This is a genomic window from Romboutsia ilealis, from assembly GCF_900015215.1.
Taxonomy (GTDB): domain Bacteria; phylum Bacillota; class Clostridia; order Peptostreptococcales; family Peptostreptococcaceae; genus Romboutsia; species Romboutsia ilealis.
In genome coordinates this window covers 1,803,195-1,818,976 of sequence record NZ_LN555523.1, presented here as the reverse complement: position 1 = coordinate 1,818,976, position 15,782 = coordinate 1,803,195, and the positions used below count along the sequence as shown (strand labels likewise).

At 25.8% G+C, this 15,782-nt stretch carries 20 protein-coding genes; 17 read left to right on the top strand and 3 right to left on the bottom strand.

Annotated features, from left to right (window positions below):
* The 5 genes from CRIB_RS08545 (at position 1) to CRIB_RS08525 (ending at position 4,786) form a co-directional block, all read left to right on the top strand.
* Entirely contained in the window at positions 1-2,178 is a 2,178-nt protein-coding gene (locus CRIB_RS08545; RefSeq protein ID WP_180701964.1) for a hypothetical protein, read from the top strand.
* Between the two features lie 315 nt (positions 2,179-2,493).
* Entirely contained in the window at positions 2,494-2,919 is a 426-nt protein-coding gene (gene ruvX, locus CRIB_RS08540; RefSeq protein ID WP_071119748.1) for a Holliday junction resolvase RuvX, read from the top strand.
* 67 nt (positions 2,920-2,986) lie between these two features.
* Entirely contained in the window at positions 2,987-3,256 is a 270-nt protein-coding gene (locus CRIB_RS08535) for a DUF1292 domain-containing protein (RefSeq protein WP_071119749.1), read from the top strand.
* Positions 3,257-3,365: 109 nt separating this feature from the next.
* A complete protein-coding gene (locus CRIB_RS08530) occupies positions 3,366-4,256 on the top strand; it encodes an LCP family protein (RefSeq protein ID WP_180701963.1) in 891 nt (296 codons plus the stop codon).
* A 92-nt stretch (positions 4,257-4,348) separates the two neighbouring features.
* The gene (locus tag CRIB_RS08525) at positions 4,349-4,786 is read left to right on the top strand and encodes a Fur family transcriptional regulator (RefSeq protein ID WP_180701962.1); all 438 of its coding nucleotides are present in this window, start codon (positions 4,349-4,351) and stop codon (positions 4,784-4,786) included.
* Between the two features lie 27 nt (positions 4,787-4,813).
* Here the strand turns inward: CRIB_RS08525 and CRIB_RS08520 are convergent, their stop codons facing one another.
* Complete coding sequence (locus CRIB_RS08520) at positions 4,814-5,554, bottom strand: metal-dependent hydrolase (protein WP_180701961.1); 741 nt, start codon at positions 5,552-5,554, stop codon at positions 4,814-4,816.
* Between the two features lie 202 nt (positions 5,555-5,756).
* On the opposite strand from CRIB_RS08520, the gene CRIB_RS08515 reads away from it, so the two are divergent.
* The 3 genes from CRIB_RS08515 to CRIB_RS08505 are packed head-to-tail and all read left to right on the top strand — an operon-like array spanning position 5,757 to position 8,170.
* The gene (locus tag CRIB_RS08515) at positions 5,757-7,430 is read left to right on the top strand and encodes a ribonuclease J (RefSeq protein ID WP_180703703.1); all 1,674 of its coding nucleotides are present in this window, start codon (positions 5,757-5,759) and stop codon (positions 7,428-7,430) included.
* Positions 7,431-7,486: 56 nt separating this feature from the next.
* Positions 7,487-7,822 (top strand): YlbF family regulator, encoded by a 336-nt coding sequence (locus CRIB_RS08510; RefSeq protein WP_180701960.1) that lies wholly within the window; start codon positions 7,487-7,489, stop codon positions 7,820-7,822.
* A gap of 60 nt (positions 7,823-7,882) precedes the next feature.
* Positions 7,883-8,170, top strand: coding sequence for a DUF503 domain-containing protein (locus tag CRIB_RS08505; protein WP_180701959.1), 288 nt, complete (start codon positions 7,883-7,885; stop codon positions 8,168-8,170).
* A gap of 130 nt (positions 8,171-8,300) precedes the next feature.
* Here CRIB_RS08505 and CRIB_RS08500 read toward each other — a convergent pair whose 3' ends face one another.
* Positions 8,301-8,792: a flavin reductase family protein gene (locus CRIB_RS08500; RefSeq protein WP_180701958.1), complete on the bottom strand. Its 492-nt coding sequence runs from the start codon at positions 8,790-8,792 to the stop codon at positions 8,301-8,303.
* 251 nt (positions 8,793-9,043) lie between these two features.
* Between CRIB_RS08500 and CRIB_RS08495 the strand changes: the two genes are divergently transcribed.
* The 9 genes from CRIB_RS08495 to CRIB_RS12820 all read left to right on the top strand — a co-directional run bounded on the left by CRIB_RS08495 (position 9,044) and on the right by CRIB_RS12820 (position 14,744).
* Positions 9,044-9,226: a CD1290 family small acid-soluble spore protein gene (locus tag CRIB_RS08495; protein ID WP_180701957.1), complete on the top strand. Its 183-nt coding sequence runs from the start codon at positions 9,044-9,046 to the stop codon at positions 9,224-9,226.
* Positions 9,227-9,279: 53 nt separating this feature from the next.
* Positions 9,280-10,431: a D-alanyl-D-alanine carboxypeptidase family protein gene (locus CRIB_RS08490; protein WP_180701956.1), complete on the top strand. Its 1,152-nt coding sequence runs from the start codon at positions 9,280-9,282 to the stop codon at positions 10,429-10,431.
* Positions 10,432-10,568: 137 nt separating this feature from the next.
* Complete coding sequence (locus CRIB_RS08485) at positions 10,569-11,150, top strand: GNAT family N-acetyltransferase (RefSeq protein ID WP_180701955.1); 582 nt, start codon at positions 10,569-10,571, stop codon at positions 11,148-11,150.
* Positions 11,151-11,248: 98 nt separating this feature from the next.
* Positions 11,249-11,839, top strand: a complete 591-nt coding sequence (locus CRIB_RS08480; RefSeq protein WP_180701954.1) for a site-2 protease family protein — start codon at positions 11,249-11,251, stop codon at positions 11,837-11,839.
* Between the two features lie 17 nt (positions 11,840-11,856).
* Positions 11,857-12,588: a segregation and condensation protein A gene (locus tag CRIB_RS08475; protein WP_180701953.1), complete on the top strand. Its 732-nt coding sequence runs from the start codon at positions 11,857-11,859 to the stop codon at positions 12,586-12,588.
* Positions 12,585-13,118: an SMC-Scp complex subunit ScpB gene (gene scpB, locus CRIB_RS08470; protein WP_180701952.1), complete on the top strand. Its 534-nt coding sequence runs from the start codon at positions 12,585-12,587 to the stop codon at positions 13,116-13,118. Before CRIB_RS08475 ends, scpB begins: the two co-directional genes overlap by 4 nt.
* Before the next feature lie 179 nt (positions 13,119-13,297).
* Complete coding sequence (locus CRIB_RS08465) at positions 13,298-13,939, top strand: hypothetical protein (protein ID WP_180701951.1); 642 nt, start codon at positions 13,298-13,300, stop codon at positions 13,937-13,939.
* The gene (gene ytfJ, locus CRIB_RS08460; RefSeq protein WP_180701950.1) at positions 13,893-14,291 is read left to right on the top strand and encodes a GerW family sporulation protein; all 399 of its coding nucleotides are present in this window, start codon (positions 13,893-13,895) and stop codon (positions 14,289-14,291) included. The genes CRIB_RS08465 and ytfJ overlap by 47 nt, the downstream gene beginning before the upstream one ends.
* A gap of 276 nt (positions 14,292-14,567) precedes the next feature.
* Entirely contained in the window at positions 14,568-14,744 is a 177-nt protein-coding gene (locus CRIB_RS12820; protein WP_243633503.1) for a MarR family transcriptional regulator, read from the top strand.
* 266 nt (positions 14,745-15,010) lie between these two features.
* Here CRIB_RS12820 and CRIB_RS12875 read toward each other — a convergent pair whose 3' ends face one another.
* Complete coding sequence (locus CRIB_RS12875) at positions 15,011-15,676, bottom strand: TMEM164 family acyltransferase (RefSeq protein WP_180701949.1); 666 nt, start codon at positions 15,674-15,676, stop codon at positions 15,011-15,013.
* Between the last annotated feature and the right edge of the window lie 106 nt (positions 15,677-15,782).

Here is a 15,782-nt window from a genome sequence, read left to right as displayed (position 1 = left end):
ATGAAAAGGAAACTCGTATCAATGCTACTTGTAGTGATGGTACTTATAGTTTCTATTCCTAAATATAGCTTTGCTGCTGAAAGTGGCAAAGTTATATTTATAAATATGAATAGAACTACTCTAGAATCAATGCAAGATATACATAGTTTGAAGACTGAGCTAGAAAAAAGAGGATATATGGGTTTAATGAACATAAGAGGTGACCAAGGTACAGATGATAATCGGTCACTGGCAAGTATGGGTGCTGGAGGAAGAGTAAACTTAGCATCTGACTCATATATAAATTTTAAAGAAGCGACGAAAGAAAATACAATTATATACAAGGCAGTAACAGGACAAAGTTCAAAAAAAATAAATGATTTAGCAATAAATCAATCATTAAATGAAAATGAAGCAAAGGGACAATATGGATCTACATTAGGTTCACTTGGACAAACTTTATCAGATAATAATTTTAAGGTTGCAGTTTTAGGAAATAGCGATACTGTAGAAAATGATGAAGTAAAAGAAAATAGAAATATATGTTTAATAGCTATGGATAACTACGGTAGAGTTGAAGATGGAAATATTGATGATATCAATATAGAAGATGATACAATGCCATTTGGAATAAGAACTGATTACGATAAACTAACTAAAGAAACTAAGGCATTATATGAAAATAATGATGCTTTATTTGTGGATTTAGGAGATACATATAGATTAGACCAATATAAAGGTTATTTAAATGAAAAAACTTATTCTAAAATGAAGAAAACTATATATAACAATATAAGTCAATATTTAAAATCAGTATTTGATATGGTAGGAGAAAATGATGTTGTTTATATAGCAAGTTCTTTTCCGAGTAAATTAGCTTATAAAAACAAAGAAAGATTATCTCCAATTGTAAAATTTAAAGGAAATAAAAAAGGATTATTATCTTCATCTACAACAAGAAGAGATGGTATAGTAGCTAATATAGACGTAGGTGTAGATATACTTAATGAATTTGGATTAAAAAATGAAGCTATGGTAGGTAGAGCATATAGTTTAATACAACAAGATGATAATTTAGACTTCTTATCACATGAATTAGAAAAAATGGCAACAGTGTCTAGTATAAGAGCAAATGTTGTAAACACTTTTGTAGGAGTTGTATCTGTATCTTGGGTTATAGGTATGGTAGCTATATTATTTAGAAATCGTATACCGAATAAAGAAAAAGTATTTGGTGTATTAAAAGAGTTTATAAAGTTAGGTATAATAATGCCTTTAGTATTTTTATTAGCTCCAATATTTAATTTTAAGACGCCTGTATCGATGACTATAGGTATAATTATAACAACACTTGTCTTATACCTATTAGGTAGACTTTTATTTAAAGATGATTTAAAGCAAATGGGATTCTTTGCATTGGTAACTATTGTAGTAATTGTAGTAGATTGCATGTCTGGAAGTTACCTTATGAAAAATAGCATAATGAGTTACGATGCCATTGTTGGAGCTAGATATTATGGTGTAGGAAATGAATATGAGGGTGTATCTATAGCAAGTCCTATATTTGCATTTGCAATATTATTAAACTATAATAAAAAGCTTCCGAAATGGTCAATAGTAATAGCGTCAATATTGATACTAATAACTAGTGCATATCCTACTATGGGTGCCAATGTTGGTGGAGCTATCTCTCAGACTGCAGCATATTTATTATTTATAATGCTTATATTTGACATTAAATTAGATTTTAAGAAAGTAATCTTGATATGCATATCAGTAGTTGGAGTAGTTGGTATATTTGCATTTTTGGACATAGTATCAGGAAGTGAGTCTCATTTAGGACTATTTGTACAACAAATATTACTAAATGGACCAAGTACTATAATACAAACTTTTGCTAGAAAAATAAGTATGAATGTTAAATTAGCTCAAACTAGTGTATGGGTAAATATACTATTAGCAGGAATATTTATAATAGGAATATTTATAATTAAGCCTCCTAAGCAAATTAGAATGATAGCTAAAAGATATCCTATTATATTTAAAGGATTTATAGCTTCTATGATAGGATGTATGGTAACACTTTTAGTAAATGATTCAGGAATAGTTGCGGCATCTACAGCATCTATTTATGTATTAATACCTCTTATAATAATAAGTATTAATATGTTAGTGCTTGAAAATAAAGAAAATGATTAATAAAATTAGTCAGGTTAAATATCCTGACTAATTTTTACGCTTAAGAAGATTATATTATATTGATAATTTTGGATAACTTAGTAAACATATTTATATAAATATATTAATTTTTAGTGTAAAAATATTTTGAGCAACGGACGAAGTCGTTGGCGACATGAAGTGTTTCGCCGACACGTCGCTCAAGCGAAGCGAATTTTTTATTTATAGTATATAATGTTATGTATAATAAATGTATTAATAAAATATTGTATGGATAAATTAAATAAGAATATAGTTTTATATTGAAATTTATAAAATTGAATGAGGAGAAGTAATATGCTAGACGGAAGAATAATGGGACTTGATGTAGGAGACAAAACTATTGGAGTTGCTGTAAGTGATCTAATGGGACTTACAGCTCAAGGAGTTAAGACTATAAAAAGAGTAGGAAAGAAAAAAGATATAGAAGCATTGAAAGAGATAATAAAAGAAAGACAAGTTAATAAAATAGTTTCAGGGCTTCCTAAAAATATGAATGGAACATTAGGACCTCAAGGTGAAAAGGTTATAAAATTTTGTGAGCTATTAGAGGAAGAAACAGGTATAAAGATAGAATATTGGGATGAACGATTATCTACAGTGGCCGCTGAAAGAACTCTTATACAAGGTAATGTAAGAAGAGAAAATAGAAAAGGTGTAATAGATATGGTTGCAGCGGTGATAATATTACAAGGATACTTAGATAGACAAAGAAATTTTTAAAATATATATAAATTTATAGTTTTATAATATATAATATAATTAATAAATAAAACAGAGGTGAAAAGGCATGCAAGAAAATATAATAAACTTAATAGATGAAAATGGTGTAGAAAGCCAATTTGAAATAATATTAACACTAGAAGCTGAAGGTAAAGAATATGCTATATTAATGCCAGTTGAGGAAGAAGAAGCTGAAGAAGCATTAGTATTTAGAATAGACCAAGATGAACAAGGTGAAATATTAGTTCCGTTAGAAGATGATAAAGAATACGAAATAGTTGTAGATGTATACAATACATTAATGGAAGAAGAAGGATTAAACTTCGATGAAGAATAATTAGTAAAAAAGACTTTTCAAATTAAATTTTGGGAAGTCTTTTTTCATGCGTAAATTTATTATATTTAGGGAAAAATACTTAAAAATTGATTAGGAAGGAGTTAAAAAGGTGAAAAAAAAGGGATTAATTTTATTATTATTATTAATTAGTTTAGTATCTACTTTTAATGTATATGGTTTTAGTGAAAGTGAAATGAAAGAATATAAAATGGTAGAGAATATTCTTTTAATAGGATTAGATGGAACTAATGACAAACTTCCTAAAAGATCTGATACGATGATAATATTAACTATAGATAAGTTAAATAAATCTTTAAAGCTTACATCTTTAGCGAGAGATACTTTAGTTAAAATTCCAGGAAGAGGAGAAGAAAAATTAACTCATGCCTATGCATATGGGCAAGAGGAACTATTAATGCAAACTATAAATGAAAACTTTGATTTAGACCTAAAAGATTATGCCGTAGTAAACTTTAAATCATTTATTGATATAGTAGACATAATAGGTGGAGTGGATATTGAAGTTAAAGAAAAAGAGATAAATCATCTGAATGAAGTAATAAAAGCTTGTTATGGGGTAACTCATGATGAGGATAAGGATATAGAGTATATAACAAGTAGTGGAAATCATAATTTAAATGGATATCAAGCCCTCGCTTATGCTAGAATAAGAAAATTAGATACGATATATAAAAGGGATGAAAGACAGAGAATGATATTAACTAATATAGCGCATAAATTATCTGATGTTTCTATAAGTAAATATCCTCAAATTGCGAAAAGTATCTTAAGATATGTAAAAGTTAACATAGCATTTAATAAGATAATAGATTTAGCATTTACGGCCCATGAGTTAGCAAGTTATGATATAAGTCAATTAGAATTTCCTATATCAGAGTACAGAGAAGAGGGCAGAATCGGTGAAAACGGCACTTATGTAGTTAAATGGAATAAAAATAAAAATATAGAGTTATTACATCAGTTTATATATAGCAATTAATGGGTATAATTAAAATATTGCAATTGACAATAAATATATTATCAATTACAATATTTAATAAAGATTATCATTTGAAAATAAGGGTGATTAGTATGACTACTATGGATATATTAAAAGAAAAATTAAGAGAAACGGGATTTAAAATAACTCCTCAAAGAAGAGCTGTAATAGATATTTTGCTAAAACATAATACAGAACACTTAAGTAGTGAGCAAATATATGATTTAGTTAGAGTTGATTGTCCTGAAATTGGACTAGCTACAGTTTATAGAACTATGCAACTATTAGATGAAATTGGAGTAATTTCAAAATTAAATTTAGATGATGGATGTATAAGATATGAAATTAGTTTAAATAAAAATGAATGTCATAATCATCATCATCTAATATGTAAAAATTGTTCAAAGATAATAGAAGTACAAGAAGATTTATTAGAGAGTATAGAAAATAAAATTCAAGAAATATATAAATTTGATATAATAGATCATGATGTAAAGTTCTATGGATTATGTGAAGATTGTAAAAAATAATAATAGAATATAAGTCTCTTTTGAGACTTATATTTTTATTGTAGAAAAAATAATGGAACCTACTAAAACAACTATTATTAAAATTTCTAAAGCATTATTAAAAAAGCTTCCCACTCTAAAATAGCCTAAAGAATATTTCTTATTACTAATAGGATAAAATAAAGGTATCCCAGATTTTGTAAATAAATCACCTAAAAATAAATGACTTGCATATCCTATAGTTCCAAAAAATGATAAATTAGATATATTATATATTATCTCTATTTGCTTAAGTAAAAAATAGATTACAATAATTGCAAATATACTATGTGAAAAACTTCTATGTTTAAGCCATGGAAAAGACGCTAGTATTAAAAATAAAATAACAAAATATATTTTAACCTTTATAAAGAGTAAGCATAGAGATAAAAGTATAAGTGTTAAAGATAAAAGTATTTTTCTAAGTAGTATATGATTGAGCTTAGATTCTAATATCATTATTGCTATAAATGTTACAATAGAGCTTAAGAAAAAATTATTATTATTTATCTTAAGAGATATAAAAAATATAGCGAAGTTAATTATATATATAACTATTTTTAATACCAATTTCGATGCATCTTGTTTTAAAAATACATTAGAAATTGTGGAGTTAGACTCATCTAAGTCGGGAAGTATTGAAAATACAGCAGCCAATACAAGATTAAATATAGAAATAGGTACCTTAAATAATATACAAGCTTGGATAGTACTCAAAATGCCTATTGTACAATGGGTTTTACCGCGCATATATCCTCCTAAATTTATAATATAGTTTGAGAATATCAAAATAAATTTAATTTGTCAAAATAATACATTAAATGTATTTTAAATATTACTTAAATTATATATAAAATTATGGTACAATGATAATAACTGGTAAATAGTACGTGATTGATATTATTAAAAAACTGTAGAACGTGTTTGAAAACTAAATAGACAGAAGGAGATGATGCGATTGTTTAGAAAGAATACGAACAAAATAAAAGTCATGGCATTAGGTGGGCTTAATGAAGTAGGCAAAAACATGACTGTTATTGAGTATAAAGACGAAATAATTGTAATAGATGCAGGGATGAGTTTCCCAGACGATGAAATGCTAGGAGTAGATGTAGTTATCCCTGATATAAGTTATCTAATAAAAAATAAAGATAAAATAAAAGGTATATTTATTACACATGGTCATGAAGATCATATAGGGGCACTTCCATATATATTAAAAAAGATAAATGTTCCTATATATGGGGCTAAGCTTAGTATAGGTCTTATACAAGTTAAATTAAAAGAACATAAGATAAATAATGCTAAACTAAATGTAGTATCTCCAAGAGATATTATAAAGCTTTCACATATGGAAGTTGAGTTTATAAAAAATAATCATAGTATACCAGATGCTTGTTCTATAGCTGTTCACACAGACCAAGGAATAATATATCATACAGGAGACTTTAAGATAGATTTAACACCTATTGACGGCGAAATTATGGACATACACAGAATATGTGAATTGAGTAAAAAGGGAGTTCTTTTATTATTAGCAGATAGTACAAATGCTGAACAACCAGGCTCTACAATGTCAGAAAGAACAGTAGGGGCAGGATTAGAAGATTTATTTAGAAAAGCATCAAATAGTAGGATAATAGTTGCAACATTTGCATCTAACATACACAGATTACAACAAATAATAAATACATCGGAGAAATTTAACAGAAAAATTGCTGTATCTGGGAGATCGATGGTAAATGTAGTTGCTGTAGCTACTGAATTAGGATACTTAAATATACCTGATAATATGCTAATAGATTTAAATGATATATCTAAATACGAAGATAGTGAAGTAGTGATAATAACTACAGGGTCACAAGGTGAGCCAATGTCAGCTTTAGCTAGAATGGCAAGTGCTGAACATAAGAAGGTAGAAATTAAAAGAGGCGATTTAATAATAATATCAGCTCATCCAATACCAGGGAATGAGAAATCAATATCAAAAGTTATAAATAGTTTATTTGAAAAAGGTGCTGAAGTAGTGTATGATGAATCTGATATACATGTATCAGGACATGCAAAGCAAGAAGAATTAAAACTTATGCATAGATTAGTAAGACCTAAGTTCTTTATGCCAGCTCATGGTGAATATAGAATGCTTAAAATACATGCAGAATTAGCAGAAGAGTTAGGCATGCCAAGTCAAAATATATTTGTAAATAAAACAGGAGATGTTTTAGAAATTGATAGGAACTCAGCTAAAGTTACAGGTACTATACCAACAGGAAATGTATTAGTTGATGGATTAGGCGTTGGAGATGTAGGGAATATAGTATTAAGAGATAGAAAACATTTATCAGAAGATGGTCTTATGATAGTTGTTGTTACAATATCTAAAGAAGATGGAGGAGTTCTAGCAGGTCCAGATATAATATCAAGAGGATTTGTATATGTAAGGGAATCAGAAGATTTAATGGATGGAGCTAAAAACGTAATAAAAGATGTACTAAAAGACTGTGAAGATAGAAATATAAAAGAGTGGGCTTATTTAAAAAATAATATAAAAGAAAACTTAAAAGAATATTTATATCAAAGAACAAAAAGAAATCCTATGATACTTCCTATAATAATGGAGGTATAATTATAAAAGATTGAATATAATAAATTATATTCAATCTTTTTTTATAGGAGGAAGTTATGGCAATATATGAAACAGCTACAAAGTTGGCTAATGAAATTAAAAGTAGTAAAGAATATACACAGTTTAAAAAATATATGCAAGAAGTAAAAAAAGACCCAGAATGTGAAAAATTATTAACTGAGTATAAACTAAATCAAGTTAAGATTCAAAATTTTATGGTAAATGATCAAAAAGAACAGAAAAGGAATTCAGTTAAATTTGAATCATTAAAAAAGAAAGTATTTAACAATAAAAAACTTTCTAGATATTTAAATAGTGAACAACAATTTACATCTATGATGGCTCATATAAATCAAATATTATCGCAGGCAGTAGAAAATGATTATAAATAGTTAAGTCTTATAATAGGTATAATATAATTAAGAGGAAAATATACAAAAGAGGTATAGATTATGAGAATTATAGTAATGAAAGTTACCCTTAGAGCTGATTGGGCGCATTCTCTTAAGGAAAAGAGGATGGTAGTTAAAAGCATAATTGCGAAACTTCAAAATAAGTTTAATATATCTGTAGGTGAAATAGAAAATCAAGATATACATAACTTGATAACTATAGGTATTGCGAGTATAGCTTTAGATGCTAAGGTCTGCGATTCTACAATTGAGCATATAATTGATTATATTGAAGATATTACAGATGCAGAAATTATAAATATAGAGCAAGAAATAAATATATATTAATAAAAACTGAGTTAAGCTTGAAATACCAAGATTAACTCAGTTTTTAGTTATGAGAAAACAGAAATTTAAAATTTTATATTGATAGATCTTAAATAAAAAATATAATTAATTTAATTTTTTAATATATCAATTAATGTGTATAACAGTCTACTATCTCACCATAATATAAGAAATGATAGTCATCAATTGGATAGTTTTTCTTTAATTCATCTGGAAATTTATCTTTTTCTATTCTATCGACATAAGTAATTTTGCACTCATAGTACATATTGCAATTATCTACTATAGGTGATGATACAGTTTTAGAAGTTAAAAATTTTATATTAGCTTCTTTTTCCTTATCGATATCTCTACCAGATTTAGTTCCACATATAGCAAGAGCTTTTCTCATATCATCACTATAAGGAATGCTTACAGTATAGTCTTTAGCAGATTTTAGAAATTCATATGTGTATCTTTGAGGTCTTACCATAGCTATAAAGTAAGGTCTATTCCAACTGAATCCAATATATCCCCATGATATTGTCATAGTATTTACGTCTTGATTATTTTTAACGGTTAAAAATGCACCTCTAGTAGTTAAATTTTTCATAGCATCTTCTAAATTTTCATAAAAATTCATACAACACCTCTTAATTATAATATTAAATATACTAACAATTATATTGAAGATTGACTAAATTATTCTTATTAAATAGATATATACTATTAATTTATATGAAAAGGGAAATTAAATTTATACGAATATTTTATATATTTAATATTATAATTGAACACATTTTTTAAAAGGATAAATATACAGAAAATAACAATTATAATTATACGATGTTGGTAAAATATATATTTATAATATTAAAACAGAGGAGGATTAAAATGGACAGTAATGCAAAAAAGGCTTTAAAACAAGTGAAAATGGAAATTGCTGCAGAATATGAAATGCATCCAGAGGATGTTTTAAATTTAATAGAGCTTGGTTATAACAGAGAAAATTCTAAATTAAGAATAAAAAGAAGTAAAGAAAGAACTAGTTTTTCTAAGACTGGTCATTTAGAATAAAAACAATAAATAGTGAAAAAATAAATTTAAATAAATATTAAGAGGTGACATTAATGAAAAAACTAATTAGCTTTATAATGGCTATAGTAATTGCAATTATGCCTATGAATTTATCTTTTGCAAATGAAGGCAATGATCCACTTAGTGTATCTTCTAAATCAGCTATATTAATGGATGTAGGAAGTGGACAAATACTTTACGAAAAAAATGCCCATGATAAATTGCCTCCTGCAAGTGTAACTAAAGTAATGACAATGTTATTAATCTGTGAGGCGCTAGATTCTGGAAAAATAACTTTAGATGATAGCGTACAAATAAGTGAAAATGCAGCGAGCATGGGAGGGAGTCAAATATTTTTAGAAGCAGGTGAAGTTCAAAAGGTAGATACTTTATTAAAAGGTATAGCTGTAGCATCTGCTAACGATGGATGTGTTGCTATGGCAGAGTATGTAGCAGGAAGTGTAGAGAGTTTTGTAGATATGATGAATGCTAAAGCTAAAGAATTAAATATGAAAGATACTAACTTTGTAAATACTAATGGTCTTCCTGTAGAGAATCATTATACATCAGCTCATGATATAGCTTTAATGTCTAGAGAATTATTAAAACATGATGTTATAAGTAAATACTTAACAACTTGGATGGATCAAGTTGTAGTTGGTAAGAAGCAAACAACAGTAGGTCTTGCAAATACAAATAAATTAATAAAGCATTATCAAGGAGCTACAGGGGTTAAAACAGGATTTACTCAACAGGCTAAATATTGTTTATCAGCTTCAGCTAAAAGAGGAGATACTCATTTAATTGCAGTAACTTTAGGAGCAGAAACATCACCTGAAAGATTTAAAGATGCAACTAGTCTTTTAAATTTTGGATTTGCAAATTATGAAAGCGTAAAATTATGTTCTAAAAATGATAATATAGCTACACTTACACTAGATAAGGCAGATGAGCAAAAGATAAATTTAGTAGCAAAAGAAGACTTAAGTGTACTTATTAAAAAAGGTGGAAATAAAGATTTTACTAGAAAGGTAAAAGTAAATGAAAATCCAATAATACCTATTAAAAAAGGTACAAGTTTAGGATATGTAGAAATTTATCAAGGAAAAACTTTAGTAGGTAAAGTTGACTTAGTAAATACAAAAGATATACAAAAGGCAAGTTACTTAAAAATGTTACAAAGAGTTATAGATGAAATGTTATAAAAAAGAAGCTTTTTAGCTTCTTTTTTTGATAATAACTTACAAAATAAATAATTAATCATAATTTATTCATTTTTTACATTAACCATAAACATAGATTAATCATATAATATATTAATCAGTATGTGGAGGAAGATGCTATGGTTGATGATATTTATCCTCAAATGCCAATAATAGAAACAAAAAATTATTTGTTAAGACCAGTTAGATTAAATGATGCAGATGACATGTTTGAGTACTATAAACAATCGAAAGTAGTAAAATATCTACCTATGAGCTTTCATAAGACAGTATTAGATACAAAAAGATTTATAAAATCATTTTTTATAGATAACTATAAACAAGGAAAAATAGGTCATTTTGCAGTTGTAGATAAATCTAATAATAAAGTTATTGGGAATATAGGTTTAAACAATGTAGATAAAAATGATACAGAAGGGGAAATAGGTATATGCATAAACCCTATTTATTGGGGACATGATATAGCTACAGAACTTGGACGAGAGGTACTTAAATTTGCATTTTCGAGTACCAATATAAAAAGAATAATAGCTAATACTTATGAGGATAATAAAAGAACTAGAAAATCGTTAGAACACTTAAATCTTAAATATTATAAAACATATGATAAAAAAATAGTAAAAGGAATGAAGATAACTTATGTTAAATGTGATGCATATAGGATTTTAAAATCTGAATATACTAAAAGAAACAGAAAGTAATAGTTTATCCTATTACTTTCTGTATTTATAAAAGTTTTGATTATAAATTAGAAAATTGATATAATAATATTAAAATAGAAATTTAGGAGAGATAATTAATGTATAATTTAAGTACTATATTAGCAAGTATGGTTGCGATAGCAGTAGCTATATCTGTCCATGAGTTTGGTCATGCATACTCGGCACATCTATTAGGTGATGATACAGCTAAAATGTATGGAAGAATGACTTTAAATCCTGCAAAACATTTAGATATTATGGGTCTAATTGCAATGCTTATTGTTCATATAGGATGGGCAAAGCCTGTACCAGTAAATCCAAATAATTTTAAAAATTATAAAGTAGGAAATGTAATAGTATCATTAGCAGGTGTTACTGCGAATATAATAACAGCTATAATATGCGTACTTATAGACAAACATGTAAATATGTTTGCAATAAAATTAATAGCGGAATATGTTATAGTGTACAATGTAGGATTTGCTGCATTTAACTTATTGCCTCTTCCACCGCTTGATGGATGGGGTGTAATATCTTCGTTTATACCATATAAGTATAATGAAATAGCTTATAAATATGAAAGTATGAGTAGTATAATATTTTTAGTTCTAATAATTACAGGAGCATATAGTATTTTTGTATCTCCAATAAGAAATGTAATTTGGGATATATTATATTTATTTATGTAATTTAAGAGGTAATTTAGATGAAATATAATGTACAGCTTAAGGTTTATGAAGGACCACTAGATTTACTATATGACATGATATCCAAACAAAAGATAGATATCAAAGATATATCTATTATAGATATAACTAAACAATATATAAACTATATAACTGCATTAGAGAAAATGGATTTAGAAGTAGCTAGTGAGTTTATAACTATGGCCTCAAAACTATTAGAAATAAAATCTAGATATTTATTATATAAACAAAAAGATAACAATGAGGTAGAAGATCCACGTTTAGAACTTATGGAAAAGCTAGAAGAATATAAAAAGTTCAAGCTAGCTTCACAAGATTTAAAAGATAATATAACTTATGTAGATGATTTATATTATAGAAAAAAAGAAGAAATAGTAATAGATGATAATATGGATTTGGATGATATATCTATAGATGCTATAAAAAATATACTTCCATACATATTAAAAGTTAAAAGTGAAGAGAATAAACCTCAGAAAGATGAAAAATTAGAAAAAATAGTAAGAGGAAGAATAGTACCTGTTGAAGAAAAAATAGCATATATAAGAGAAATCATAAGTAGGGATAATGAGGTAAGTTTTACAAAAGTTATAGAAAATGTTGATAAAGATGAAGTGATTGCAACATTTTTATCAGTGTTAGAACTTATAAAATCAAGAGAAATAGTAGTTTACCAAGATTTATTTTTTGATGATATCTTAATAAAGAAAAATCTGGAGAGTTATAAATGAGACGTGAAGATATAAAGCATATTATAGAGGCTGTCATGTTTGCCTATGCAGAGCCTATTAGTATAAAAGAATTAAATGATATAATAAATGAAGAGTTATCAAGTAAAGAAATAGAATATATGCTAAATAATCTTATAAATGAATATAAGGAGAATAACAGAGGTATACAAATAATAAAGTTACAAGATAAATACCAAATGTGTACGAATAAAGATTATTCAAGTTTTATAAAAAAAGTCCTAGAGCCTAAGAAAAAGAAAAGTTTGACTCAAACAACTTTAGAAACTTTAACTATAATAGCATATAAACAGCCAATAACAAAGGTTGAAGTAGAAGATATAAGAGGGGTTAAAAGTGATAAGGCAATACAAACGCTTTTAGAAAATAATCTTATAAAAGAAGCTGGAAGACTTGAAAAAATAGGTAAACCTATAATATATAAAACAACTGATGAATTTTTAAAGCTATTAAATATAGAAAAATTAGAGGATTTACCTCCAATAGAAAATTATGAAAATGATAATGAATAAAAAGTGTGCTAAAATTAGCACACTTTTTTGCAATATATATTTCTTTATTAAAAAGATTCTTGTTAAATTAATGCATAAAAGGTAGATAAACGATTTTAATTATTGAGAAATTTAGTTTAAGTTTAACTTTGCTACAAATAATTGGTATATATATATATTATTTAGAAAATAATAGAGTTATGAATTATAGTGATATATTTAATTTTTTTATGATAATAGCAGTTATAATATTAATACTAACTATATTTATAAAGATGCCATTTCATATAATACTTACATCACAAGTCGTTAATCAAGATATAAAAATAGATATAAATTTAAGATATATGTTTAATATTATAAATATAAATATACCTATTTATCCAAGAAAAACTGAATCTAAGAAAAAGGAGTTAAAAAAATCTAAGAAAAAAAGAATATTTTTAAAAAAAATAAAACTAAGAAAAATATTTGCAGAAGACTTTTTAGCTATTTATAGAGAATTTAAAAAAATAGAAATAGAAGAATTTTACTCTGATATTTACATAGGAAATACTAATATAGCTATTACTAATTTTGTCTATTTATTTGTAAATTTAATTTATGGAAATTTGATAAATATAATAGAGCCTAATAAATTTTATATGAATATAAAACCTAACTTTATAGAAAATAAAATATATGTAGATTTTAAAATATACATAAAACCTAATATAAAAAATATAATAAACATATTAAGCGCTATGTTCATAGCAAATAAAAATAGCAAAAAGATAAAAGAGGAGGGTAAAAAATATGAGAGCAACAGGATCAATCCAAAATATAATGGAAACAACGCTTGATACGATAAAAGGTTCTATAGATGCAAATACTATAATAGGAGATCCTATAAAAACTGATACGACGGTAGTAGTTCCTATATCTAAGGTTACTATAGGTTTTGGAATTGGTGGAGGAGAATATTCTAAAGGATATAAGGAAGAAATAAGTAAAGATAAAAATGATACTAATTTTGCTGGAGGTAGTGCAGGTGCCGTTAGTATACAACCTGTAGCTTTTGTAGTCGTAGAAGATGGAGAAACGAGGCTTATGAGTTTGGATAATAATATAAATATGATAGATAATATATTAACTATTACACCTAAAGTAATTGAAAAACTTCAAAAATTATCCCAAAATAATAAACAAAGTTAAATTAAGAGCTGGTACTTTTTAGTATCAGTTTTTCTTATTTTAATAGTACATAATATATGAATATAGTATAATAAAAATAAATAAAGTAGTATAAAATATTATCTGTCTTATTAAGGCGATGTTATGAATAATAAAGAAATATCTATTTAAATATTAAATAATATAGATAGTTTTTATAATTTAATAAAAATAGTAAATAAAGATAGATATAAAATAGATAAAAGTCTTACAGAAAAGCAGTTTTTTGCATTATCAGAATTAAAGAGACATAATAAAATGGAACTTAAATATTTAAGTAATCATTTACATGTCTCAACTTCAAGTCTTTGTATATTACTTAATAAGCTTGTAGAAAAAGGATATGTGTATAGAGAAGAAGATAAAAAGATAGAAGAAATACATTATATGGAATTACAAAAGAAGGATCAGAAGTACTTGATGAACAAAAAATGAAGTTTATCGATGTTATTGATAAAAAAATAAATAAATTAAGTAGGGAAGATAAACAAAACTGGTTTAGATGTATGAATGATTTAGGAAAGATTATATGCATAGTAAGGTAAATGTAGAAAAATATAGAAAATAAAGAATTTAAGTATTGACTAAATTATGTTATAATTTAATTAGCCTAAGATTTTTATTTTCTTCTTACATGAAATTTGAAAATAAAAAGTCATCTGCTCGCTATGAATAGCGAGCTTTTTTTAGTATAAATAAATTTATTTTTTTCTTTTTCTAAAATTAAAGGAAAATTCTTTATTAGAATATAAAATAGGTATATAGATTATAGTTGTAATTAAAGTAAATGTAATTGCACTTAGTAAATTGTAGCTTGAAAATCCATAGGGGTAATTTGCATTTGTAAAAGTATTTAAAAAGTAAATAAAAGAGAAATAAAGTATGCAAAAAATGAAATTATCTCTTAATGCATATTTATTTATATTAAATTTTCTAACTTCAGTTAGATATACCGTAGCATAAACTAATATACAATTTGAAAAAAAGAATAAGTAATACAAGATATTTGGGTATCTATATCCTAAGTTTGGAAAGTATATCATACCTCCAATAGAACACACTAAACTCCATGAGAAAAATATATTAAATAATTGGTAATTTTTAAAAAATAATATAGCTATACAAATGTAAGATGTAAATCTAGATATTCTAATAGGTAAACAAGTGTATACATCATAACTCCCCATTGAGATATAAGAGAACTGTTCAAAAGTAATTTCCAATATAATTAAAATACAAATTATTTTTTCAACTATATAGCTGTACGGTAATAGATGCTTTGTTAGCTTAGGGCATAAGTACAAAAATACGGAAAAAATTAATAACATAATTAAATGAGTGTTTGAAAAAAGAAAAGTATTTTCCATATAGATCTCCTTTATATAAATTTTAATTTAACTATTTTAATTAATTAAATTCTCATCTTGAAGTTATACTTAATATTTTTATATAAGATATATTAAATAGAATAAT

Bases quoted from the DNA above. Each gene is read 5' to 3' on its own strand.
- CRIB_RS08545 (WP_180701964.1), top strand. From the start codon at position 1: ATGAAAAGGAAACTCGTATCAATGCTACTTGTAGTGATGGTACTTATA.
- ruvX (WP_071119748.1), top strand. From the start codon at position 2,494: ATGCTAGACGGAAGAATAATGGGACTTGATGTAGGAGACAAAACTATT.
- CRIB_RS08535 (WP_071119749.1), top strand. From the start codon at position 2,987: ATGCAAGAAAATATAATAAACTTAATAGATGAAAATGGTGTAGAAAGC.
- CRIB_RS08525 (WP_180701962.1), top strand. From the start codon at position 4,349: ATGACTACTATGGATATATTAAAAGAAAAATTAAGAGAAACGGGATTT.
- CRIB_RS08520 (WP_180701961.1), bottom strand. From the start codon at position 5,554: ATGCGCGGTAAAACCCATTGTACAATAGGCATTTTGAGTACTATCCAA.
- CRIB_RS08515 (WP_180703703.1), top strand. From the start codon at position 5,757: ATGCGATTGTTTAGAAAGAATACGAACAAAATAAAAGTCATGGCATTA.
- CRIB_RS08510 (WP_180701960.1), top strand. From the start codon at position 7,487: ATGGCAATATATGAAACAGCTACAAAGTTGGCTAATGAAATTAAAAGT.
- CRIB_RS08505 (WP_180701959.1), top strand. From the start codon at position 7,883: ATGAGAATTATAGTAATGAAAGTTACCCTTAGAGCTGATTGGGCGCAT.
- CRIB_RS08500 (WP_180701958.1), bottom strand. From the start codon at position 8,792: ATGAATTTTTATGAAAATTTAGAAGATGCTATGAAAAATTTAACTACT.
- CRIB_RS08495 (WP_180701957.1), top strand. From the start codon at position 9,044: ATGGACAGTAATGCAAAAAAGGCTTTAAAACAAGTGAAAATGGAAATT.
- CRIB_RS08490 (WP_180701956.1), top strand. From the start codon at position 9,280: ATGAAAAAACTAATTAGCTTTATAATGGCTATAGTAATTGCAATTATG.
- CRIB_RS08485 (WP_180701955.1), top strand. From the start codon at position 10,569: ATGGTTGATGATATTTATCCTCAAATGCCAATAATAGAAACAAAAAAT.
- CRIB_RS08480 (WP_180701954.1), top strand. From the start codon at position 11,249: ATGTATAATTTAAGTACTATATTAGCAAGTATGGTTGCGATAGCAGTA.
- CRIB_RS08475 (WP_180701953.1), top strand. From the start codon at position 11,857: ATGAAATATAATGTACAGCTTAAGGTTTATGAAGGACCACTAGATTTA.
- scpB (WP_180701952.1), top strand. From the start codon at position 12,585: ATGAGACGTGAAGATATAAAGCATATTATAGAGGCTGTCATGTTTGCC.
- CRIB_RS08465 (WP_180701951.1), top strand. From the start codon at position 13,298: ATGAATTATAGTGATATATTTAATTTTTTTATGATAATAGCAGTTATA.
- ytfJ (WP_180701950.1), top strand. From the start codon at position 13,893: ATGAGAGCAACAGGATCAATCCAAAATATAATGGAAACAACGCTTGAT.
- CRIB_RS12820 (WP_243633503.1), top strand. From the start codon at position 14,568: ATGGAACTTAAATATTTAAGTAATCATTTACATGTCTCAACTTCAAGT.
- CRIB_RS12875 (WP_180701949.1), bottom strand. From the start codon at position 15,676: ATGGAAAATACTTTTCTTTTTTCAAACACTCATTTAATTATGTTATTA.